The 23,902-nt window shown below is 43.4% G+C and carries 21 protein-coding genes and 2 other annotated features; of the genes, 3 read left to right on the top strand and 18 right to left on the bottom strand.

Translation table 11 applies throughout. The annotated features are described in order from the left end of the window. Positions 1–75: 75 nt before the first annotated feature. Positions 76–702, top strand: coding sequence for a LysE family transporter (locus BW986_RS00780; protein WP_076364232.1), 627 nt, complete (start codon positions 76–78; stop codon positions 700–702). 160 nt (positions 703–862) lie between these two features. Here the strand turns inward: BW986_RS00780 and thrS are convergent, their stop codons facing one another. Next, positions 863–2,770: a threonine--tRNA ligase gene (thrS, locus tag BW986_RS00775; RefSeq protein WP_397221246.1), complete on the bottom strand. Its 1,908-nt coding sequence runs from the start codon at positions 2,768–2,770 to the stop codon at positions 863–865. 59 nt (positions 2,771–2,829) lie between these two features. Beyond that, positions 2,830–3,050, bottom strand: a binding site (T-box leader). Positions 3,051–3,081: 31 nt separating this feature from the next. Continuing rightward, positions 3,082–3,302 (bottom strand) — a binding site (T-box leader). A gap of 121 nt (positions 3,303–3,423) precedes the next feature. Between thrS and BW986_RS00770 the strand changes: the two genes are divergently transcribed. Beyond that, entirely contained in the window at positions 3,424–3,699 is a 276-nt protein-coding gene (locus tag BW986_RS00770) for a hypothetical protein (RefSeq protein ID WP_076364228.1), read from the top strand. Positions 3,700–3,743: 44 nt separating this feature from the next. On the opposite strand, the gene BW986_RS00765 is transcribed toward BW986_RS00770, so the two are convergent. From BW986_RS00765 to BW986_RS00710, 12 genes are all read right to left on the bottom strand, one after another. After that, positions 3,744–4,343 carry a DUF7010 family protein gene (locus BW986_RS00765; RefSeq protein WP_076364226.1) on the bottom strand — a complete coding sequence of 200 codons (600 nt, stop codon included), beginning with the start codon at positions 4,341–4,343 and terminating at the stop codon, positions 3,744–3,746. Between the two features lie 309 nt (positions 4,344–4,652). Beyond that, on the bottom strand, positions 4,653–6,116 hold the full coding sequence (locus BW986_RS00760) for an amino acid permease (protein WP_076364224.1): 1,464 nt from the start codon (positions 6,114–6,116) through the stop codon (positions 4,653–4,655). A 115-nt stretch (positions 6,117–6,231) separates the two neighbouring features. Continuing rightward, positions 6,232–7,557 carry a peptidase gene (locus BW986_RS00755; RefSeq protein WP_076364222.1) on the bottom strand — a complete coding sequence of 442 codons (1,326 nt, stop codon included), beginning with the start codon at positions 7,555–7,557 and terminating at the stop codon, positions 6,232–6,234. 11 nt (positions 7,558–7,568) lie between these two features. Further along, positions 7,569–8,750: a thiolase family protein gene (locus BW986_RS00750; protein WP_076364220.1), complete on the bottom strand. Its 1,182-nt coding sequence runs from the start codon at positions 8,748–8,750 to the stop codon at positions 7,569–7,571. An 18-nt stretch (positions 8,751–8,768) separates the two neighbouring features. Beyond that, positions 8,769–9,431: a 3-oxoacid CoA-transferase subunit B gene (locus BW986_RS00745; protein WP_076364218.1), complete on the bottom strand. Its 663-nt coding sequence runs from the start codon at positions 9,429–9,431 to the stop codon at positions 8,769–8,771. After that, the gene (locus BW986_RS00740; RefSeq protein ID WP_076364216.1) at positions 9,416–10,114 is read right to left on the bottom strand and encodes a CoA transferase subunit A; all 699 of its coding nucleotides are present in this window, start codon (positions 10,112–10,114) and stop codon (positions 9,416–9,418) included. The genes BW986_RS00745 and BW986_RS00740 overlap by 16 nt, the downstream gene beginning before the upstream one ends. A gap of 10 nt (positions 10,115–10,124) precedes the next feature. Continuing rightward, a complete protein-coding gene (locus tag BW986_RS00735; RefSeq protein ID WP_076364214.1) occupies positions 10,125–11,492 on the bottom strand; it encodes an aspartate aminotransferase family protein in 1,368 nt (455 codons plus the stop codon). Positions 11,493–11,567: 75 nt separating this feature from the next. Beyond that, positions 11,568–11,798, bottom strand: coding sequence for a ferredoxin (locus BW986_RS00730; protein WP_076364212.1), 231 nt, complete (start codon positions 11,796–11,798; stop codon positions 11,568–11,570). Between the two features lie 13 nt (positions 11,799–11,811). Further along, a complete protein-coding gene (ablB, locus tag BW986_RS00725; protein WP_076364210.1) occupies positions 11,812–12,675 on the bottom strand; it encodes a putative beta-lysine N-acetyltransferase in 864 nt (287 codons plus the stop codon). Positions 12,676–12,740: 65 nt separating this feature from the next. Next, complete coding sequence (locus BW986_RS00720) at positions 12,741–13,007, bottom strand: YokU family protein (RefSeq protein WP_076364208.1); 267 nt, start codon at positions 13,005–13,007, stop codon at positions 12,741–12,743. 2 nt (positions 13,008–13,009) lie between these two features. Next, positions 13,010–14,446, bottom strand: a complete 1,437-nt coding sequence (kamA, locus tag BW986_RS00715; RefSeq protein ID WP_076366191.1) for a lysine 2,3-aminomutase — start codon at positions 14,444–14,446, stop codon at positions 13,010–13,012. 252 nt (positions 14,447–14,698) lie between these two features. Then, a complete protein-coding gene (locus BW986_RS00710; protein ID WP_260320482.1) occupies positions 14,699–16,180 on the bottom strand; it encodes a sigma-54 interaction domain-containing protein in 1,482 nt (493 codons plus the stop codon). Between the two features lie 171 nt (positions 16,181–16,351). Here BW986_RS00710 and BW986_RS00705 point away from each other — a divergent pair, with 171 nt between their 5' ends. After that, complete coding sequence (locus tag BW986_RS00705) at positions 16,352–16,864, top strand: GNAT family N-acetyltransferase (protein ID WP_076366187.1); 513 nt, start codon at positions 16,352–16,354, stop codon at positions 16,862–16,864. A 168-nt stretch (positions 16,865–17,032) separates the two neighbouring features. Here BW986_RS00705 and BW986_RS00700 read toward each other — a convergent pair whose 3' ends face one another. The 5 genes from BW986_RS00700 to BW986_RS00670 form a co-directional block, all read right to left on the bottom strand. Continuing rightward, on the bottom strand, positions 17,033–17,956 hold the full coding sequence (locus BW986_RS00700; protein WP_076364206.1) for a peptidoglycan-binding protein: 924 nt from the start codon (positions 17,954–17,956) through the stop codon (positions 17,033–17,035). Positions 17,957–18,511: 555 nt separating this feature from the next. Continuing rightward, entirely contained in the window at positions 18,512–19,159 is a 648-nt protein-coding gene (locus BW986_RS00690; protein ID WP_179085981.1) for a 3-oxoacid CoA-transferase subunit B, read from the bottom strand. 17 nt (positions 19,160–19,176) lie between these two features. Next, a complete protein-coding gene (locus BW986_RS00685; RefSeq protein WP_034309718.1) occupies positions 19,177–19,872 on the bottom strand; it encodes a CoA transferase subunit A in 696 nt (231 codons plus the stop codon). A 32-nt stretch (positions 19,873–19,904) separates the two neighbouring features. Then, complete coding sequence (locus tag BW986_RS00680; protein WP_076364200.1) at positions 19,905–21,290, bottom strand: GntP family permease; 1,386 nt, start codon at positions 21,288–21,290, stop codon at positions 19,905–19,907. A gap of 896 nt (positions 21,291–22,186) precedes the next feature. After that, positions 22,187–23,857, bottom strand: coding sequence for a sigma-54 interaction domain-containing protein (locus tag BW986_RS00670; protein ID WP_076364196.1), 1,671 nt, complete (start codon positions 23,855–23,857; stop codon positions 22,187–22,189). Positions 23,858–23,902: the final 45 nt, after the last annotated feature.

Below are 23,902 nucleotides of genomic sequence, written 5' to 3'. Positions count from 1 at the left end.
TAAAAAGGTGGTACAAGTCCAATTGTTTGAATACATTCAAATAAGCGAAGTTGTATTAAACGATGAGGTGATGAATTGGGTGTTTTTTTCAGCTATGTATTATTAGGTTTATCACTGGCGGCTCCTATCGGTCCCATAAACGCTGCTCAATTGGACAAAGGTATCAAGAAGGGTTTTTGGCATGCCTGGATTTTTGGCTGGGGTGCCATTTTAGCGGATTTTGTTTTTATAGCCCTCGTCTTTTTCGGTGTCGTCCACTTTTTGGACAACTCCTTCATGAAAACATTTTTATGGCTTTTTGGATTTTTCGTCCTGACCTATACCGGGATCGAAAGTCTGCTAAGCGCGGGTAAGATTGAAGTGAATGCACGAAATGCGAAAGATTCCCTGTTTTCTTCATTCCTGACAGGATTCATCATGTCCCTTTCGAACCCTTTATCCATTTTGTTCTGGCTGGGGATTTATGGATCCATTCTCGCAAACTCCGCTTCAAAATATGATATGGATCATTTACTTATATACAGTTCAGGAATCCTTATCGGCCTCATAATCTGGGATTTCGCAATGGCCCTCATCGCCAGCACCTTCAGACTCCTTTTATCCAAACCCATTCTAATGGGCATCTCCATCATTTCGGGTATATCCCTTATAGGGATTGGCATTTACTTTGCCATCCAAGCAGCCAAAGTTTTATTTACATAAGCATTACTCGTGAGATCGTATTAAATGGATAATCCCTGCTGTCGGCCGGGTATGGATTTGTAGATAAAACAAGACAGCCGGTTTATTCGGCTGTCTTGTTTTATCCAACCCTAATCCAATGCGCATTTACTCGTGAGTTCCGGATTAGGCTGCTTTTTTGTTAGATGCTGCGTTCTTTTATTTGCTGGGCCATTTTCTTGATGAACGTTTCTATTGCAACATTTTCAACTTCTTGTTCCCCGTATTTCCGGACATTCACTTCATTTTCTTTCTCTTCTTTATCTCCAAGGACCAGCATATATGGGATTTTCCCCATCTGTGCTTCCCTGACTTTATACCCCAGCTTTTCATTCCGATCATCGATTTTCACTCTTATGCCTTGATTCTTCAGTTCTTTTTGAACCTTTAAACAATAATTTAAATGAACTTGAGAGACAGGGATGATCTGTGCTTGCACCGGTGCGAGCCATACCGGAAAAGCACCGGCAAAGTGTTCAATCAGGATTCCGAAAAAACGATCGATCGATCCAAAAATGGCACGATGAATGACGACCGGACGAACCTTTTCATTATTTTCATCGATGTAAGTCAGATCAAATTTGTCGGGCATTTGAAAATCAAGTTGGATTGTTGCACATTGGTGGCTTCGTTTTAATGCATCTTTAATATGAAAATCAATTTTCGGTCCATAAAATGCCCCGTCCCCTTCATTTACTTGATAATGTATCCCGATGCTTTCCAGAACATTTTTCAAGGCTGTTTCAGAAGCTTCCCAAAGGGAATCATCACCCATTGAATCCTCTGGACGCGTCGAGAGTTCCACGGAATACTCGAATCCAAAAGTACGATACACCTTATCAATCAGATGAAACACTTGTTTAATTTCACTTTCGATTTGATCCTGCCGAACATAAATGTGGGCATCATCCTGACAAAATGTACGGACACGCAGCATCCCGTTCAATGCACCGCTATATTCATGACGGTGGACTTGACCGAATTCGGCCATCCGGATGGGTAAATCCCTGTAAGAATAAAGACTGTTTTTGAAAATAAGCATATGCCCCGGACAGTTCATTGGCTTCATAGCAAATTTTGTTTGGTCCACCTCAGTGAAGTACATATTCTCATGGTAATGATCCCAGTGACCCGATTGTTCCCATAACCGCTGGTTCATCATGAAAGGAGTCCGAACCTCGTCGTAATCAGCTTCAGTCTGAAGCTCCCGCGAGAACTTCTCCAATTCATTTCTAACGATTTGCCCTTTCGGTAAATAAAATGGCATTCCAGGGGCTTCCTCCGAAAACATGAATAACTCCAGCTGCTTCCCTAATTTACGGTGATCGCGTTTGGCCGCTTCTTCCAGGAATTCAAAGTGTTCCTGTAGATCCTTTTTCTTTTGGAAAGCCACGCCATACACCCTTTGAAGAACTTCATTTTGATTGTCTCCCCGCCAATAGGCACCAGATACACGAGTCAATTTGAATGATTTTACAAATGATGTGGATGGAAGGTGCGGCCCTCTGCAAAGGTCGACGAATTCCCCCTGTTTATAGAGCGTTAATTTTTCTCCATTAGGGATATTCTTTGCTATATCCAACTTGAATGACTCCCCTCTGCCCTCGAATAACTTCACAGCTTCTTCATAAGTCACTTCGCTCCTTTCGATTTCCAGATTTTCACTTATGATATGTTCCATCTCTTTTTCAATGGCTTGTAGGTCTTCTGAGCTCAAAGGATGGTCTAACTTAAAATCATAGTAAAAACCATTTTCCACGACTGGCCCCATTCCTAATTCCACATTCCGGTATAATCTTTTCACAGCCTGCGCCAAAACATGCGCCGCTGTATGTCGTAATACTTGTAATCCTTCATCCGAATCCAGAGTCAAGATCGACAATTCGGCATCCTCATTAAGCTTGTGACTTAGATCAACCAGTTGCTTATCCAGTTTGCCTGCCACTGCCTTTTTCCTTAAACTTGAGCTGATGGACCCTGCCACACTTTCCACTGTCATCCCTTGCGGATATTCCTTTTGCTGCCCATCCGGGAATTGAACTTTAATCATTTTTTCCCCCATCACATAACACCCCTTTTTTAGTAATAAAAAAACGCACCCATCCCTATATAAGGGACGAGTGCGTTTACCCGTGGTTCCACCCAATTTCCCATAAGCAAAAACACTCATGGCTCTGGAGCTTGTAACGCAGCTTAGACGATATCAGTTACTCTTGTTCACCGATATAGCTCAAAGGCGGTAAATCAGTTTCCTAAGCCAGGAAGTTCGCAGCTACCCTTCCCTCTCTGAAGACCGTAAAAATGATTCATGTCCTTATCATGGCAATATTTTTATATATAAAAAAACGCACCCATCCCTATATAAGGGACGAGTGCGTTTACCCGTGATTCCACCCAATTTCCCATAAGCAAAAACACTCATGGCTCTGGAGCTTGTAACGCAGCTTAGACGATATCAGTTACTCTTGTTCACCGATATAGCTCAAAGGCGGTAAATCAGTTTCCTAAGCCAGGAAGTTCGCAGCTACCCTTCCCTCTCTGAAGACCGTAAAAATGATTCATGTCCTTATCAATGCTTCTAAAATGTAAATGGATTTTTATATTGTTATACATATTACAATATATTCCCATAAGTGACAACCTCAATTTTTTTAATTTCATTATAAACACCAAATTGGTATAATTAGTAAAAAAGGAGTCTCTATGAAAAGTTTAAGCAATTGGTCGATCGTATTTGCAGTGATTGGTATACTATCTTTTTGCTATTCCTTTGCTTTACCAAAAGTCTCCGAGCTGCTTATGATTTCAGGATTCGGTGCGTTAGTTATTGGTATGTTATGCAGTTTCGGGGCCATATTTAAAAATGAAAAAGGAAAGTCGAAATTCTTGGCTGTTGCTGCATTCTTTCTTTTAAGTTTCATTCTCGTTTGGAATGAACCATTTCAAATTGTCAGGCTCTTGACCTGGATGAAAAATTAATCAAAATGAAAACCCGTTCGCCATGACGGGTTTTTCATTTTGATTCAATCTTCAACGGCTATCGTTCGATTTGACTTCTTTAATCTAAGCCATAGCGAAAGTCCAGTGGACCAAAGAATTAGCGCGCATCCAAAGCCGAGCAATGATAACGGTGCAAGGATTTGATGTTCCCAAAACATGACAGTGTCTGGCACAATAAGCAATGTGATAAGCGCCAATAAACAGAGAAGCACTCCTGTTGCATAGTACACCTTGATTTGGAAAAGTGACGCCAAAGGTAAAAAATGAATCCCTACAATAATGGCGATGACTCCTGGTATAAGATCAGTCTGATTGATCAAGTTACAGATGATAATGGCAATCCCAATCAGCAACCCTTCGGCAATGAAGACCATATTAAACAAAAATCCGATACGCTTCAGACGCCTAGCCCCATCTTCTGAAACTTGATTGGACATTTTTTGTGATGCATGAATTAATGAAATGCCTTCAATAACCATTATGATTCCTACGAATATGGCTGCGAGTTCCACGTAGGGAAACCCCCACCCCTGCAATCCCATTATACCGGTACTTGCCCACAGTGTACCGAAGACCGCCATGAAAATGACTCCAATTCCAGAACCGCGATAAGCCTCTTTCATCTCAGATTCCTTTCATCCACAGAATTAAAAGTACATAGATTAATAGTATTGCACACCTTCCCCAAATATTCAGTTATAAAAAATGATTTATTGAAAAAATTACCATGATGCGGATTTTAATAGATAATTGCCGTTTTCGTCGATATAATCCTATTTTCGGAGATATATTCCGTTTTTCGGAGATATATTCCGTTTTTTGTGAGATATATTCTTATTTTCGTCGATATAACTGGATTTTCGTCCGATATCGTCTAATTAGTGTCCATAAAAAAACCTGGGTCCCCAAAGGGATCTCAGGTTTTTATCTATTCATGCCACATCCGATTTATCAAATTGACAATCTTTCAATGATATTAATTTGGTCTTGTGATAAATCTTGTATCCTAACCAGATCGCCAGGAATATCGGTAATCCGATATAGGAGACGGCGACGCCATACCAGTCGATGCTGCCGCTTAGGAATGCTTGATAGTTCTGCCCTGCTATGACACCCATGCAAAGGACGAATGAAAGAATCGGGCCTAGTGGAAACCATTTTGCTTTATATTTCAATTCGTTCAGGTCACCACCCTGTGCAATATAGGCACGTCTAAAGCGATAATGGCTGATTGCTATTCCAATCCAGGCGATGAAGCCGGTTAGCCCCGATGCATTCAATAACCATGTAAATACATGGTCCCCAAAAATGGATGTCAAGAAAGCGAGCCCGCCAATTAATGTCGTTAAGATCAAAGCATTCATCGGGATTCCCCTGCGATTGACTTTGGCGAGGAATTGGGGAGCTTGTTTATCTTTCGCCATCGACCATAACATCCGCGTTGAAGCGTATAGTCCCGAGTTCCCGGCGGATAGTAAGGAAGTCAACACGACCGCATTCATGACGGATGCCGCGAATGCAAATCCTGCACGTTCAAACACAAGTGTGAAAGGGCTTACAGAAATGTTTTCGACATCCCCGTTCAGTAAACTTGGACTCGTGTACGGTATTAAGAGGCCGAGTATCAGGATGGCCCCGATGTAAAATAATAGGATGCGCCAAAATACTTGGCGGATCGCATTCGGAACATTTTTTTCGGGATTCTCACTTTCCCCGGCAGCAATACCAACCAGTTCCGTGCCTTGAAAAGAAAATCCCGCGATTAGAAAGATAGAGATGATCGATAAAAATCCTCCCTTGAATGGTGCCTCATCCATGGTGAAGTTTTCAAATCCGATCACCTTTCCACCAAAAATCCCCAATATGGTCAATAAACCAACAATGATGAAGCCAATGATGGCGATGACTTTTATTAAGGCAAACCAATATTCAGATTCACCATAGCTTTTAATGGAAAGGGCGTTGAGGGTGAAGACGATCCCAAGGAATAATGCACTCCATATAAGGCTGGGTACATCAGGGAGCCAGAATTTCATGATGATGGCAGCTGCAGCTACTTCCACGGCAAGGGTGACTGCCCAGTTAAACCAATAATTCCAGCCAAGTGCAAAGCCGAATGCGGGATCAACAAAGCGTGTGGCGTAGGTGGAAAATGATCCCGACACAGGCATATATGTCGCCATTTCCCCTAAGCTCGTCATAAGGAAATAAACCATGATTCCAATGCAGGCATAGGCAGCAAGGGCACCGCCTGGCCCCGCGCTCTGGATGGTTGCCCCGCTTGCCAGGAATAATCCGGTTCCTATTGAACCGCCAATGGCAATCATGGTCATATGCCTTGCTTTCAGTTTCCTTTTAACTGTCGGTTCTTGATTATCAATGAGATTCATGTCCATATGGTTCCTACCTCATTTTCTTTTAAAGTTAAAAGTTCAAGAAATAAAAGAGTTTTTAACAACCGCTTTGTGAAAGTCTTAATAGTTCGCTTCACTTGCTGGGATACTATCCAGTTTAATTGCCATTGCCTGGTATCGTCTCCTTATTCCCGTCCTTGTTGACCCCATCTTGCTCAGGCTCCATTCCACACCATTGAATTAATGTAAGGGCAATGATTTCGGCTGTTGAGAACACGTTGTCGAGCAGGATGTATTCATTTGGATAGTGTGCAACCTCGGTCACTCCTGGCCCGAAAACGATTGCAGGCGTTTCACCGACATGTGTCAGCAATCCCCCATCCGTTCCCCAAGGGGAGGCTTCAATGACAGGGTCCTGTCCGGCAACTTGCCGATATTGATGAATAAGCGCATTCATCAGTTCATGCTCTACATCAATTGCTCCTGGAACCCAGCGTGCCCCGAACCATTCCAATACGGGCGGGTTTTCCTTGAACCATTGGTCCACTTCCCCAAGCTGCAATAACCAGGCGGCCATTTCGTCTTTCGCCTGCTCCATCGTTTCCTCCGGCGCAACGCCCATCCTTCCTTCGACTTTCACAAGGTCGGGAACGGATGACGGCCAATTACCGCCTTCAATGACACCTAGATTGATCGGAATCGGAATAGGCGTGTTCTGATAAAGCGGATCACTGATTCGTGCATTTCGCTTTTCTTCCAAGTCACGAATATGATTGATGACGGTCATGCTTTTTTCAATCGCACTAACGCCTTCATACCTTGTTCCGCCATGGGCTGACCGTCCTTTAACATGGATTCGGAACCACATCGAACCCTGCTGTTTCGGAAAGATCCTCATGTTCGTCGGTTCAGGGATCAGGGCGGCATCAGCTTTATATCCCCTCAGGACGGCCGCCAATGTTCCAGCCCCGCCGCTTTCTTCTTCAATTACACTTTGAAAAATGACATCTCCCTTCAATTGGATGCCATTTTCCTTCAATGCCTGCATCGCAAGGATCAGCGATACATTTCCACCCTTCATATCGGTTACTCCGCGTCCAAACATCCTTCCATTCTTAATGGCTCCACTATATGGGTCGTCATCCCACTGATCGCGGTCCCCATCCGGAACCACATCGATGTGTCCATTCAAAATGATGGAGCGTCCGCCTCCAGTCCCTTTCATGATACCTACCACATTGGGGCTGTTGGAAAATTCACTGCGTGGAGAATAGAAATAAGAATGTTTTTTCAGCTCGCCGCCGTCGGGTTCCCAACTATCGATCTGCAAACCCATTTCCTTCAGCTTTTGGGCGACGATGGCCTGTGCCCCTGCTTCATTTCCTTGCGTACTCGGGGCTTGTACCATTTTTTGCAATAAGTTTGTTCCTTCTTCCCGATGATCCTCTATCCATTGGTTTATCCGTTTTTTTATATCCGGCACATTTATCCTCCTTAAATACACATATTCTCATAGATTACTGAAAGTCCCATTCCACCTGCCATACACAACGTTACCATTCCGTACTTAACTTGTGAACGCAACATTTCATGCATCAGTGTGACTGTCAATTTTGCACCTGTTGCTCCTACAGGGTGACCAAGTGCAATTGCCCCTCCATTGACATTGACAATATCCGGATTCAAATCTAACTCCTTGATCACTGCAAGTGCTTGGGCAGCAAAGGCTTCATTAAGTTCAATCAGTCCGATATCCTCTAACGATAGACCTGCTTTTTCCAATGCCTTTCGAGTAGCTGGTACTGGTCCAATCCCCATAACTCCAGGTTCAACTCCTGCACTGGCAAAAGCCTTTATTTTCAATAGCGGTTTTAATCCCTTTTCTTCAGCTTGCTGCTTGGACATTAATAGTACAGCTGCAGCCCCATCATTCATAGGACAGGCATTTCCTGCCGTAATGGTTCCTTCATTTTTGAATACTGCTTGAAGACTGCCTAGTTGATCTAAATGAATGTCCTCGCGTACCCCTTCGTCATGGTTGAAGATTTGAAGTCCTTTTCGATCCTTGATTTTAAGCGAAATAATTTCTCTATTAAAGCGACCCTCTTCTATAGCTTTCCAAGCCTTCTTGTGGCTTAGATAAGCAAATTGATCCTGTTCTTCACGACGGATACCGTATTTTTCAGCCAAGCGCTCGGCAGTTATTCCCATATGCTCATTTCCCAAGGAACATATTAATCCATCTGCCAGCAGAGCATCCTCCATCGTTACGTTTCCAAATTTACCGCCCCATCTATTTTTCACGATATAAGGCACATTGCTCATGCTCTCCACTCCGCCGGCAATGATTACGTCTTCTTGACCAGCAGCGATAGTTAAAGCGGCGTTGGTAATGGCCTTTAAACCTGATCCACATGCTTTGATTACAACGTGGCCTGGGACACTGTGTGGGAAACAAGCCATCTGCGACGAAATTCGGGCCGAGTTAAGTCCGCCTCCGTGGACATAGCCGTGTCCGAAAATCACTTCATTGACCTTTTCTTTACCCAACCCAGAATTATCCATTAAACCTTCCAATACTTGACGGCCCAATTCGGTAGCTTTAACATTCCGTAGTGATTTGCCAAAGGATCCAACTGCAGTTCGCGCTCCAGCAACGATGACAACCTCATTCATGCTTTTTCCTCCTCTTACCTATTCAATGGTGTTAACAGCAGCATGGATTTTCAATGTCGCCTCTGTATTCCTTATCACATCATCCACGGTATATGGCGCCATGACTTCCTTCAGCACCAATCCCGCTTCTGTAACTTCCATGACAGCCATATCGGTAATGATTAAATCCACACTCTGCCTTGCCGTCAATGGAAGCGTACATGACTTCAATATCTTCGATTCACCCTGCTTATTCACGTGATTCATCAGGACGATCACCTTTTTGGCCTTCTGGGCAAGCTCCATTGCCCCGCCCATACCCGGCACCCGCTTTCCTGGGACGATCCAATTCGCCAAATCCCCTTTTTCACTGACTTCCAGGGCTCCAAGGATGGTGATGTCAATGTATCCTTTCCTGATCATCCCAAAGGCGGTTGCACTGTCAAAATAGGAAGCTCCCATTACAGTGGTGATCGGGAACCCTCCCGCATTACAAAGAGCAGGGTCCTCTTGCCCGGGATCAGGACTTGGCCCTGTACCGAGAACTCCGTTTTCCGCATGGAACAGCACATGGATATCTTGAGGTATATGGTCGGCCACCAAGGTAGGGATGCCGATGCCTAAATTGACGATCAATCCGTCATGGATTTCCTTGGCGGCGCGTTTCGCAATCCGATTTCGTACATCTACTGCCATGCCCATTTCCAATTCACCCCTTTTGTCGGAATCACCATATCTACATAAATGCCTGGTGTGGCAATACATTCCGGATCCAATTCGCCTACAGGAACGATTTCCTCCACTTCCGCAATCGTGAAGGTTCCAGCCATCGCTACCAGCGGATTGAAGTTACATGCAGTCTTGTCGTACACTAAATTCCCCAGCGAATCTGCCTTTTTGGCATGGACGATGCTGACCTCAGCCGTCAAAGCGGTTTCCACCAAATATTCTTTTCCTTCTATCACCATCTTGTCCTTGCCCTCTTCGGCTATCGTACCAATCCCGACATCGACAAAAATCCCGCCTAAGCCTACACCGCCAGCACGAATCCGTTCGGCTAATGTCCCTTGCGGTGAAAATTCCACTTGCAGCTTTCCTTCCGTCATGAGCCTGCCGGCATTAGGATTGGAACCGATATGCGAGGCGATTACTTTCTTTGCCCTTTCAGCAGTCACAAGGCGGCCAATGCCGATGTCAGGGAATCCAGTATCATTGCCAATCAAGGTCAATTCCTTGACGCCCTTGGCAAGGATACCCTGTATGAGTGTCGGAGGAGTCCCCACCCCGCCAAATCCGCCGTACATGAGTGTGCATCCATCGGAAATATGCTCCAATGCTTCTTCCATGGTCACAATTTTGTTTTTCTTCGTAATGGCCTGCTTCATAGCGTTCCTCCTAAATAGCCTGCATGTCCTCAATCAAACCTTCCGTATGCAATTCTTGCTGCAATTCTTCAAGGGAAGCTTCCAGTATCTTGACGAGGGTATCGATTTCTTCATTAGTAATGATTAATGGCGGAGATATGATGACCGCGTCGCCAGCGATTCCTTCAATCGCACCTGCAGCAGGATAAATCAACAACCCCTTGGCAAAAGCCTTATTGACAAGCCTTGTAGTCAGGCCGATTTGCAAGTCGAATGGCTTTTTTGAAATCCGATTGGAAACAAACTCAAGCCCAAGTAGCAGCCCTTTCCCTCTTACATCACCAATGATGTCGAATTTCTCAGCCAATCCTTCCAGCCTCTCAAACAGATATTGACCTTTCTCTTCCGCTGCCTGAACCAGTCCATTTCGCTCAATGTAAGAAAGCACTTCCAATGAAACGGCTGCAGATAGTGGGTTTGCACTATATGTGTGTCCAGCCATGATTGATTTCGAACCTTTTAAAATGGGCTCCATGACACGGTCAGTAATCATCGTGGCTGCGATTGGAGTATAGCCGGCACTCATTCCTTTACCCAATGCGATGATATCCGGGGTGACTCCCCAGTGTTCCATTGCGAACATTTTTCCTGTCCGGCCGATGCCAGTCATTACTTCATCGGCGATAAAGAGAATGTCATAGGTTTCGCAGATTTCCTTAATCCTTTGATAGTAGCCATCCGGCGGTGTTACAGCACCAGCCGATGCCCCGATTATCGGTTCTGCGATGAAGGCTGCAATATTTTCGGAGCCGACCCTTTGAATAGCTGTCTCCAGTTCATCTGCACACTTAAGCTTGCATCCGGAGGTTTCATTATTATGAGGACAGCGATAGCAGTAGGGAGCAGATATGCTAGGAAAATCCTCCAATAGCGGCACAAAACGTTTTCTTCTTGGTACATGGCCTGACATCGATAAAGCGCCCATCGTGATCCCGTGATAACTCGTCCACCGGGATATGATGCGATTTTTTCGCTCAAACCCTTTTTCTTGCCAATGTTGTATCGCGATCTTCATTGCCGTTTCGGTCGCTTCCGATCCACTATTCACAAAAAACGACCAATTCAAATCCCCTGGAGCCAACTCACTTAGCTTTTTTGCCAATGCCTCTGCGGCTCCACTCGTAAAATGAGACCTATATGCAAAAGAAACTTTGCGGGCCTGCTCGGTCATTGCCTCGACAACATCCAATACACCATGACCTATACTTGCTGTGACAGCACCTGATGAGCCGTCTATATACTGTTTTCCATCTGTATCATAAAGATAAATTCCATTCCCATGAGAGATAGTGGGATAGTGATGATCCAAAGTAGGCTTAATCAAATGATTCCGTTCCATTTCATCTCTCCTTTTAACGTTTGTACGCACTGCTCATTATCTATTAATCAATTAAGTTCTTAAAAGAAACCGATTCTACCAACTAAAAGGTTCATCCTGAATCAGGATGGATTCGGTAGGGCAGCCTTCCATAGCATCTTGCATGTCATCATGCAGGATCTCAGGAACTTCGGCAATCCCCTGATTATCGTCCAAGATGACGAAAGCGATCCCTTGATCGTCATAGTCATAAATCTCGGGACCTGTTGCACCGCATGCCCCGCACGCAATACAGGTTTCTTTATCAACCCATGTGTATTTAGCCATAGAAACAATCCTCCTACTTGACGGATAAATCTTTACCCCATATATTCATGTCCTCATACTTATCCCAAATATTGCAATTCTTCGTTAATCTGCCTCCATATTCATATCCCAGCTGATGAAAGACTGCGTTCATGCCCATTGACAATGATCGCGCTAATGAATAAGAGCAATAAATGTTTTTCCTGAACAATTCTTGTTCCAATGCGGAGATAAGCACCTTCATGAAACCATGCTTTCGATGTTGGGGAATCGTTGCACAGTCCGTTAATTCAGCATTGTGATACATCTCATTCACTTCAGCGGATGCAGCACTCACGATTGTTACTCCATATTCGATAACACTAAAGATCGTGCCTTCCTCCATCACTTTCTTGATATATCGCTCATCATTCATCGGTGTAGGATAGGTTTCAAAAATGGCACCATATAACTTCGCCAGCTCTTCTGCATCTTCAACCGTAGCAAACCGGAGGATATAACCCTCAGGTACTTGCTGAGATTCCAACACCCTAGGAATCCTGCTTACATCTTGGATGACTTTATCTTCCTTGACCCAAAAGTCGCTCGTTCGCCTTTCATCCGTTAAATAGAATGCCATGCAATAGGCATCATTCCCTTTAAAATACTTGCTCAATATGCCTTCCAGCATGAATCCTTGACCCAATGCCGCTGATAAATCTTCATTTCTGGCTTTAAGTATCACTTTAGTGAAGCCCTGCTCCTTTGCGATGGCAAGGGCCCGATCGATCGCTTTTTTGATATTTCCCCGATAATCATCCATGCGTAAGCGCTGATTGGCATGATCATGATAGAGTTCCATCGTATAACAATCCCCAGTCTCCACTTGGGTGAAAAAAGGCAGCTTTTGAACAGGCATTACGTACCCCCCTTATTTAAAGAATTCGGGAGAAGAGATGCATATCATCCGCTTCTCCCGGCATTCTATTTCCAATTGAATAGTTTTTTGATAGGTGCCTGAAGAAGCTGGTCATACGTAAACTCATCAGGATATTCACTCACATCATATATAGATAAGGCTTCATCCACCTTTTGATTCATCGAATCGGACACATAGATTCCACACTCAGGACAGTTCACGGCTGGAACTTGAAGGACTTTTATTGAGCGTTTCCCGTCAGGCATGATCCAGTAACAATCCTTCACTTCACTTTCTTCCACGTTCGGGGCGTTGCACCACAAGCAATCCATCTTCATTCCTCCTTGCCTTCAGATTTAACCGAGCCACTAACGGCCATGGCTTTCTTTTTTTCTTGGGCTAGCCTTAATTTTTCCTTCATTTCATCCCGTTTATCACGGCGATCCTTCAAGGAAGCATGTTCATCAGTGCTTTCATACGCTTTTCTCTTGTCAAGACGACGAAGGCCCTCTGGCACCAAATTGAATTTCTCGTCCGTCATGAGAGCTGAAATCCCGACGGCTTCTTTCCTATCTGCAGTGCCATACACTTCATCAAAGTAAGCATCCGCACTGCCGGCAACATAATTCTTTGGCTCCGGATAGCTTGTGATAACTCCTTCAAAGTTCCGTAAAACGACTTTATCCGGACTTTGCGAAAGAAGGTAATTCGGAGTCAGGGCAATCTTTCCGCCTCCGCCAGGAGCATCCACCACAAAGGTCGGCACTGCATATCCTGATGTATGGCCGCGCAGCGCTTCAATGATTTCCAGTCCTTTTGAAACCGGCGCCCGGAAATGGCCAATCCCTTCAGATAGATCACATTGATAAATGTAATAAGGTCTTACCCTTGCTTTTACACAGTCATGCATAAGCTTTTTCATGATATGTACACTATCGTTGATTCCAGCCAGGATGACTGCCTGATTACCAAGCGGCACGCCTGCCATCGACAGCATATCACATGCTTTTTTCGCTTCATCCGTCAGTTCAAGTGAATGATTGAAATGCGTATTCAGCCAAACCGGATGATATTTTTTCAGAATATTACATAAATTCTCTGTAATCCTCTGCGGGAAAACGACCGGTGCACGTGTGCCGATCCGAATGATTTCCACATGCGGGATGGCACGTAAGTTACTCAATACATATTCAAGGATCTTATCATTGATCAACAGGCCGTCCCCACCAGAGATCAGCACGTCCCTCACTTCCGGAGTGTTCCGGATATATTCAATCGCCCCGTCAAGCTGCTTCTTGGGAACACCCATGCCAACCTGACCTGAAAAACGGCGTCGTGTACAATATCTGCAGTACATGGAGCATTGGTTCGTTACAAGGAATAGAACGCGATCCGGGTAACGATGAGTCAATCCTGGAACAGGGGAGTCCTCATCCTCATGCAGCGGATCCTCCAAATCATATCTAGTCTTGTTCATTTCTGCCGAAAGCGGTACCGACTGTAAACGAATCGGACAGCGAGGATCATCGGGATTCATCAAAGAAGCATAATAAGGCGTAATGTTCAACGGAATCGTTTGAGTCGAAATCCGGACTCCTTCCTCTTCTTCAGGTGTCAGGTTAACGACCTTTTTCAGATCATCCAGTGTTTTAATCGTGTTTGTCAATTGCCAGAGCCAATCATTCCACTGCTCTTCCGTTACATCCTTCCACAGTTCGATATCATTATAATGCCTGCGTCCACCTAGGTATTCTTTATGTTTTACATCCATTCCCATCAAATTCATTAATAATGCCCCCTTTATTATAAGAACTTATATATATACTCTCGCAAGAATGATGCCAACATGAATAACAAGGAAAACATAAGCAAAAGGAGGAAAACCGAGCTTAAAATCGCAAGAAATTTTTCAATATGCATAATTTTTTGCAGCCAGATTCTTTGCGCCAAGCAAAAAATCAAAAAAGAGGGTCTCTTTACAAAAGAGCCCTCTTCAAGTTACAACATGATCAAGAACCTGCATTCACTTTGATTCCTTCGATCCTGCCGTATATACTTTTTCAATGCCGTACTTGTTTAACTTATATTGCAGTCCCTGTCTTTTAATATTGAGGGCTTCTGCCGTTTTGCTGATATTCCCGTTATATTTCTCGAACATATTGATGATCATTTCCCTTTCCATTTCTTCAAGAACGACAGGTAAATCAATCTTGTTTTTCAATGAGGAAGGATGGCTCTGCGCATTTGCTGCAGCATAATTTCCTGAAGGGAAAAGATAAGCTGGAAGATGGTGTTCATCAATCATATCTTCCCCTGCGTCCATGACGTTAAAGGTCAACTCGATGGCATGTCCCAGTTCACGAATGTTCCCTGGCCATTGATATTGAAGAAGCCGCTGCATCGCCTTTTGACTGATTCCCCGCACTTCGGTAAAAAAAGATTTGTTGAACTTTTGAATAAAGTGATTAGCGATTTCCGGAATATCCGTTTTACGCTCCAAAAGAGAAGGCATTTGGATCGTCACGACATTCAGGCGGAAAAATAAATCCGAGCGGATGATTCCCCGCTCCAACGCCTCTTCTGGAGATATGTTCATCGCAGCGATGATCTTCACATTAACCTTCTGCTCCTTCGAACCGCCAACACGGCGCACCTCACCTTCCTGAAGCACTCGCAGCAATTTTGCCTGCAGACCGAGGTCGAGGCTATTCAGCTCATCAAGGAAAAGAGTTCCGCCATTTGCCTGTTCAAAAATGCCCATGCGATCCATCGCTCCGGTAAAAGCCCCTTTCGTCGTGCCGAACAGCAGCCCCTCCATCAATTCCTTTGGAACAGCTGCACAGTTCTGTGCGATGAAGGGCTGATTTCGCTGAGCACTTACATTATGTATACTTTGAGCGACCAGTTCCTTCCCTGTCCCGGTTGGCCCATAAATCATGACTGGGGAATGTGTACGGGCCGCTTTTTTCGCCAATGAAATCGCTTGCTGAAAAGCAGGACTATTACCAATCAAATCGCTAAAATGATAGGTCGCCGTCCCTTCAGAGAACTTACTTTTCTTATGTGTCTCGGCCAGCTGGGAACGCAAATCGACAATTTGGTCGTACATATTCATGACCTTCGTAATATCCTTTGCGATTTCCACTGCCCCAATAATTTCACCATCCTCATACAAAGGATACGTACTATTGATCGACGTTATTTTTTTCTCCTTTAAATTGACATATGTTTGAATGGACTCAATCGTTTCATTGCCTCTTTCCAATGCTACATGCAGCGTACTGGATTCATCAGTCAATGAAGGATAAAGCTGAAAAATATTCTCCCCCAGCACCTGTTCACGATCAAGCCCGTCGATATGTGCCATCATTTCATTGTAAAAAACCGTATCCCCATCTTTATTCACAATATGGACACCCACATTGATCACATTCAATATCCATTCAAATTGAGTGGAAAACTGATTTACAGAAGATTTCATTTCTTCATCTCCGTTCTCTGCCATTTGATAGAATCACCTGTAAATTATAGCATTTAATGGGAAACATTCATCTCTTTATTCTTATTAAAATCAAACTTCAACACAAGAGCAATAGAATAATAAGATCAATTGAAGGAATCTCGCATTAAGCCAAGAAGATTATAAAAGAAAATATAAAATTTAGGGGTGATTCGGATTTCAGAACGAAGCAAAGAAACGAAAATAGAAATTAAACCGTGGGAAGATAAAGACCTGGAATTACTATTTCAACTAAATGCCCCAGAAATGATGGAACATCTTGGCGGACCAGAAAATAATGAACAAATCCTGAAACGCCATCAACGGTATCTGCAGATTGGGGAGAAGGGATGCATATTTAGCATCAACTCGTTTCCAGAGGCAGAGGCAGCCGGTTCCGTTGGCTACTGGCAAAAAGTGTGGAATGATGAATTTGTGTATGAAATCGGTTGGAGCGTCCTCCCTTCCTTTCAAGGAAGAGGAATCGCATCTCATGCCGTGAAGGCACTGATAGAGAAAATCAAAGCCGAACGAAAATACAAATTCATTCATGCATTCCCTTCAATCAATAATCCTGCATCAAACGCAATTTGCCGCAAGCTCAAATTCAACCTCATCTCCGAATGTGAATTCGAATACCCGCCAGGGAGCTTCATGCTTTGCAATGATTGGTGCTTGGAACTTGAATGAATTCTTTAGATGAATAGCGGATTTGTGGAGGCAGGATTATTCCTCGGAAAGTCGAATTATGACGGGTTTAGGTGAATTATTTCCCGGGAAAGTCGAATTATTCCCGGGGGCGGACGGCTTGCATCCTATCCGCCATCATTTTTCATTCACATTAGATGTTCAGTGTTCTTATACTCTATCAAGCAATTCATTCCATGTTTCTTGACCTGCAAGCTTATCAGAGGAAATCTTGCTTGCCTTTTGGTATTGAAATAATGCCGCTTCGGTTTTTCCCCCGAATTCTCCGTCAAGGGACCCGGGATTAAATCCTTCCATATATAGCGCTGCTTGCAGGATCCATGTGATATTGCCAGCAGCTCCTTTTTTTAAGGTGACGGTTGCTGTCTTGGTTTTAGGTCCCCATTTTCCATCGACAATTAGTTTTTTATTGTATTGCTTATTCAGCTCCGTTTGTAAACCTTTGATTAGGGCCGATCGAGTTTTTGGACCATAAAACCCATCAGCCTCAATATTCGTTATATATCGGCTATTTAACGTTTTTTGTATCGAAATTATATGACCATCTCCTTTGCCGGTCTTCGGCACTTCCATTTTTTCTAGTTTGAAGGTAAGGTGAGGTTCTTTTCCTGCTTGTAACTGTGTAAAAGATAACCCGCCTGTCATCTCCAAGTGGGGATAATCCTTGAATGAACTCCAATCCCCGCCCCATTTAAATCCTAACCCCTTACCTATAGCAGCCACGCGCTGCCACTTTGAATCAACTGTCCATATCGCCATCTTGCCATCATCACTCACAATGAAGAAATCAATGGCCAGTCCATAATTATGATAAGATTGCCCTGGTTTAGCGTTCGTCACAATATGTTTAGCTAGATTGCTATAGTTTTTTCCATTGTAGCTGTAAACTCGTCCTTGACCATAAAGCGCAGCTTGTTCTTCCAAAGAGCGATGGCCTGCACTTATCTGTACAGTGATTCTTTCAGTATAAGCACATTCCACCATTTCCAATGCTGATGCCTTCACCACAGGATTCATCCCTTTGCCCATCTTTTTCAATGATCGATCCAATAATGTTCGTAATGCTACCGTCAATGTAATCCCTCCTTTTAAATTCCCATCAGGCTTTATATAAGCCTTTTTAATGGAAAAGTAGCATGATTGGAAAAGTTTGTTCTCATTTATTAGAGAATGGAAGTAATATGTTATTTAACAAACGTTCCAGCTGATTTCAGAAATCCGCTCCCTTTCCGCCGACTGCCTGCCAAGCCTCCTCGACGCAAGCGTCTGTGGGGTCTCGGCTAGCCAGTTTTTCGGCAGGAGTGTCGCAAATTTCTTCAATCCATTAAGGATTACAGTAAAAAACATAAAAGATAATCTAGTCTTGAACATCATTCAGGATGAGCCGACTGCCTGCCAAGCCTCATCAAAGCAAGCGTCTGTGGTCTAGCCAGATATTCGGCGGGAGTGTCGCGAATTTCCAGATTTTTTTTGAATATATCATCCATCCAAGATTGATAAATGAGGGTGAAAAAGCCTGTTGTTCCTTCATAGAAAGGGAATTTACCCAAAAAAATTAGACTACTTCCTTTCGCAAACTGGCGAACGGAAGTAGTCTATTAATGAATTATTTTATTAATCTCTTTGAACTTACGCCCTAATTTCAATAGAGGGGCTTATTGTAAAGTCAGCCTCTGTTTTACTTTTCACTTCATCAAGTGTTATGCCATTTTGCAATTCAATCAATTCCATGCCAGCTTCTGTAAATTGAAAAACAGCCAGTTCGGTAATCAGGCAATGGACGACCTTTTCCCCCGTCAATGGCAATGTACAGCTCTTTTTCACTTTGGATTCCCCATGCTTGTTCACATGGTCCATAATGACAACAATTCGTTTTGCGCCTTGGACGAGATCCATCGCCCCTCCCATTCCTTTTACCATCTTCCCTGGAATCATCCAGTTTGCCAAGTCCCCATTCTCGGAAACTTCCATCCCGCCTAAAATGGCCAGGTCGATGTGGCCGCCGCGAATCATCGCGAATGATTCAGCGCTATCAAAAAATGATGCCCCTGATTTTGCCGTTACTGTTTCTTTTCCTGCATTAATCAAATCCGGATCGACTTCATCCTTTTTTGGATACGGCCCGATTCCCAGTAAGCCATTTTCCGATTGAAGCATGACATTAAAGTCATTTGGAATCATGTTGGCAATCAAGGTCGGCATTCCAATCCCTAAATTTACACACATACCATCTTGGATTTCTTTAACGGCCCGTTCTAAAATTAGTTGTCTAGTCATTCGAATACTCCTCCTTTTTATGCGTTAGCAGTTGTAAGTCTTTCAATTCGTTTTTCATAGTCATTTCCTACAAGCACTTTCTGTACATAAACCCCTGAAGTATGAATTTCATCTGGATCGAGTTCTCCTGTGCCCACGAGCTCCTCCACTTCGACAAGCGTGACTTTCCCTGCTGTGGCAACTACAGGGTTAAAATTCCTTGCCGTTTTCCGATATACAAGATTACCGAAATGATCTGCTTTCCAGGCTTTTACAAAGGCAAAATCTCCGACTATTCCTTTTTCCATAATGTATGTGCGGCCATCAAACTCTTTATGTTCTTTACCTTTCGCGACTTCCGTCCCTACTCCTGTAGCTGTATAAAAGGCAGGAATTCCCGCTCCGCCCGCTCTTAAACGCTCGGCCAGCGTTCCTTGGGGAACTAGTTCGACCTCCAGCTCGCCACTTAAAAATTGCTGTTCGAATAACTTATTTTCCCCCACATAAGAAGCGATCATTTTTTTGATTTGCTTATTTTCAAGCAAAAGACCTAGACCCCAATCGTCGACTCCACAATTGTTGCTGACAATCGTCAAATCCTTTACACCTTTGTTACGCAAAGCAATGATCAGTTTTTCTGGTATTCCGCTTAATCCGAATCCGCCAACGATAATGGTTGCTCCATCCTCGATTTGTTGAATAGCGCTATCAAAAGATGTTAATAATTTACTCATTTTCCATCATCTCCATTCTTAATACTATTCTATTAAATAAACAGTGAAGTTGCAAAAGCTATGATGAACACGGTCACTGTTTTCAAAACCGTAATCGCAAAGATATCCTTGTAAGATTGACGATGTGTCAGTCCAGTAATGGCAAGCAAGGTGATGACGGCACCATTATGCGGCAGCGTATCCATTCCGCCAGATGCCATGGATGCAATTCGATGAAGCATTTCCGGGGTGATTCCGACACTTTGGGCCACCTGCAAATAGTGACTTCCCATTACTTCTAACGCAATCGAAAGTCCACCAGATGCGGATCCGGTAATCCCTGCCAGCACATTGACGGCGATAGCTTCGGATACGAGTGGATTGCCGCTTGCATCGAACACCCAGTTTTGAATGACCGAGAATCCAGGCAGCGTTTTCACCACATTTCCAAAACCAACTTCAGATGCAGTATTGAATATGGCAAGCAATGATCCCATTGCCGCAGCTGTTAATCCACTTGCCAATTTGACCTTGATACGACCAACATTCAGCAGCATCGCTGCAATAATACCGATTGTCAATGCAACAATCAAAGACCAAGATGAAGTGACTGTGCTTACATCGGCAATGTTGAAAGTTTCCTTCAACATCGATGCATCATACCAGTGCTTAACCGAAATGGCACTCCGGCTTAAAGCAAAATTAAACGCTACGACAAGGATGAGCGGTACGATGGACAGCCAAAAGTTAGGCAGGTTTTGCTGTTCTGCACTTTCTGGTTCATTAATATGTCCTTCCCCGTAGCCTTCACCATTTGCCAACGCTTGTTTACGGCGACGCTCTAACCAGAGCATTCCTCCAGTGAATACCATGATCGCGCCAATAATCCCCATTATTGGAGCTGCATAGGTATCTGTTCCGAAATAATTCGTTGGAATGATATTCTGAATCTGAGGTGTTCCAGGAAGGGCATCCATCGTATAAGTGAAGGCGCCTAATGCTATCGTTCCTGGCAATAATCTTTTTGGAATGTCTGCTTCTTTAAAAATTGCCGCTGCAAATGGATAAACGGCGAATGCCACTACAAACAATGAAACCCCGCCATATGTCAGCGCCGAACACGCCAGCACCACGGCAAGAATAGCTTGCTTTGAGCCTAGTGACTTTACGATGGTCTTGGCAATGGATGCTGCTGCACCGCTCATTTCCATGACTTTTCCAAATACGGCCCCTAATAAGAATATCGGAAAAAACGCTTTAATATAGTTAGCCGCAAATGTCATATATGTCTCTGTATAACTCGGCAGCAAATGTCCACCGGATAAAATGACCGCCAATAAAGTAACGATTGGCGCTATGATAATGACCGGATAGCCCCGGTAGGCTAAAAAGATTAAAAGTCCCAGCGCCACAACGATGGCTAAAATTTGAATCACCAACTCAATTCCCCCTTTTCTCCCCTTGCCCCAAAGTAATTTTGGAAGCCCTTAAGCAGAACTAGTAATCTCCTAAATTCCATATTTTCAATTTTTCCGCTTTTGCCATCCAGGCCTACCTTCCCCAAGTCAGGCTGAATGATCTTCCTAAGTGGTTTCCATTTTTTTGAGAACGCTTTCAACAATCTGCTGAATCACGAAATCCCCTTTCATTTTACGTGGAAACACAATATAAAATGACAGATAGGCCATTCACTAAAGTAATTATGCAATTATTGTGCCAACTTAAGTACAATGAAAAATCACATCTTTTAAAGCTTTTTCCAACATTTTATTTCCCTTTTTATAAATATAATCCCTTAAAACTGTCAAGGTTTCAGTACACATAAGTATAAACTTCAAAAAAGTGTAAGCCTTTTCTTACACCATTTATATTTCCTTTCATTTTTTGTACGGATTTTCTAACACACTCAAATATGTGCTGGGGAAAAATTTCTTAAGAGGTAGTTAATAAGTATAAAAAAAGTGCCCTTGGGCTAAAGGGCACTTCAGACTGTAGACATACTCAATGAAAATCGAGTTGGTCTATAGTTTTTTTACGGTTTGTACAATTTGATCGTTGATTTCCTCTCCAGGCACTCGCTTTCCGCGGGCGGTCCGGGAGCCTCCTCGGCGCTTTTGCGCCTGTGGGGTCTCCCCTGGACTCGCTTTTCCCGCAGGAGTCTCGCACACCAGCTCCAATCAACTTTTTTTAAAACTTTAGATTTAACCTCTGTTCCTACATTTTTTTAGGTCTTTATACTTTGAACGTTGCGTTTACTCCGGGCACTCGCTTTCCGTTCCAATCTACTATTTTAAAAATTTAGAAAGTACCCTTCGCAAAAGGACAATTTCTTCAGTCATAAACCATATTTATTCATTTTTTCATACAGTGTTGTTCGGCTCACTCCGAGTCTCTTTGCCGTTTCCGATTTATTACCAGAAGTCATTTCCAAACATGAAACGATTGCAGCCCGTTCGGTTTCGTCCATTACTTCAGCTAAAGTGCGGATCGATATGGATTCTTTATGACCCGTTATTTCTTTAGGGAGATGCTTGGAACGTATCATCTCCCCTTCTTCAACAATATTCATTGCTCGTTCAATGATATTCTCCAACTCACGGATATTACCTGGCCATTTATAAAGTCGCAACAGCCGTAAAGCTTGTTCACTCATCCCCGTTACGCTTTTTTTCATGAGGTTCTGGTACTTTTCAACAAAATGATTTACCAGTATTTCAATGTCCTCCGGTCGCTCTCTTAAGGAAGGAACTTGGATTTGCAAGACCTTCAATCGGTAATACATATCAAGTCGGAATTCCCCTTTCGAGACCATTTCCTCCAGATTACGGTTCGTTGCAGCGATTACCCGTACATCAATCGGAATGCTTCCCGTCGAACCGACCCTCTCGATCTCTTTTTCTTGTAAAACACGGAGCAGCTTAACCTGCATATGCAGTGGCAGCTCACCGATTTCATCGAGAAAAATCGTTCCGCCTTCAGCCGCTTCGAACTTACCTGCTTTTCCGCCTTTTTTTGCACCAGTGAAAGAACCCTCTTCATAGCCAAATAGCTCTGACTCCAGCAGCTCTGCCGGGATGGCGGCACAGTTCACTTTGACAAAGACACCCATGGCCCTTCTGCTTTCATTATGAATGGAATGGGCAAACAGCTCCTTACCTGTTCCGCTTTCGCCCAAAATCAACACATTCGAGTCACTTTTAGCGGCAATTTTAGCTTGACCTTTTACTTCCATGAAAGCAGGACTTCTTCCCATCAAATGATCAAACGTATATGAGGCTTTATTTCTCTCGCGAAAATCGCCTTTGTACTTTTTCAGCTCTACTTCAAGTGAATTTATCCGCTTGGAAAGAGCGGTAAATTGCCCGACATTCTTAAAAAGAATCTTACCGACCGCCCCTATTAATTTTCCTTGCTTCCTTATCGGGGAGCGGGTCGCAATTATATAATTATCTTTAATTTTTTGTAATTCAGCGACTTCTTGCTTGCCAGTTTTGGCGACCACATGCATACGGGTATTTTCAATGACCTCGGTTACATGTTTCCCAATGGAGCTTTCCTGATCGACGCCAAGAAAATCCGCATAAGCGTGGCTCAGCATTTGGACATACCCTTCCGTATCGACCATCACCAAGCCGTCATAGGCAAATTCGATAATATCCTTAAACAGAAGTTCTTCATGATTATCGATATTAAGAAAATCACTTTTATTATTTGTAAATAACAGGAGATAAATCTGATACTCCTCATCACCCAATTGAATGATGGCTTTTCTGATAATTCCATTATTATCATTCAAACGGATCGGAGTATTTACTGCTGGTACAAGATTTTTTTCAATAATCAAATTTATTTGCAGATCAAATTCATTCTCAGCAAAAGCCTCGGATAATACGCGATTGCAGAGAACGATTTCTGTTTCGTTTTTCGTTACCAAAACACCAAAAGGCAATTCTTCCAATATCGCTTTCACTAATTCCAATTGAATAGTTTCATTATCGCTGGCCATTCCTATTCTCCTTAACCCGTCTGAAGTTTCCTCCATTATATCATA

Source organism: Peribacillus simplex (assembly GCF_900156045.1).
GTDB classification, from domain to species: Bacteria; Bacillota; Bacilli; order Bacillales; family DSM-1321; genus Peribacillus; species Peribacillus simplex_D.
The sequence above is the reverse complement of the archived record's forward strand: the minus strand, read 5'-3'. Positions and strand labels throughout refer to the sequence as shown.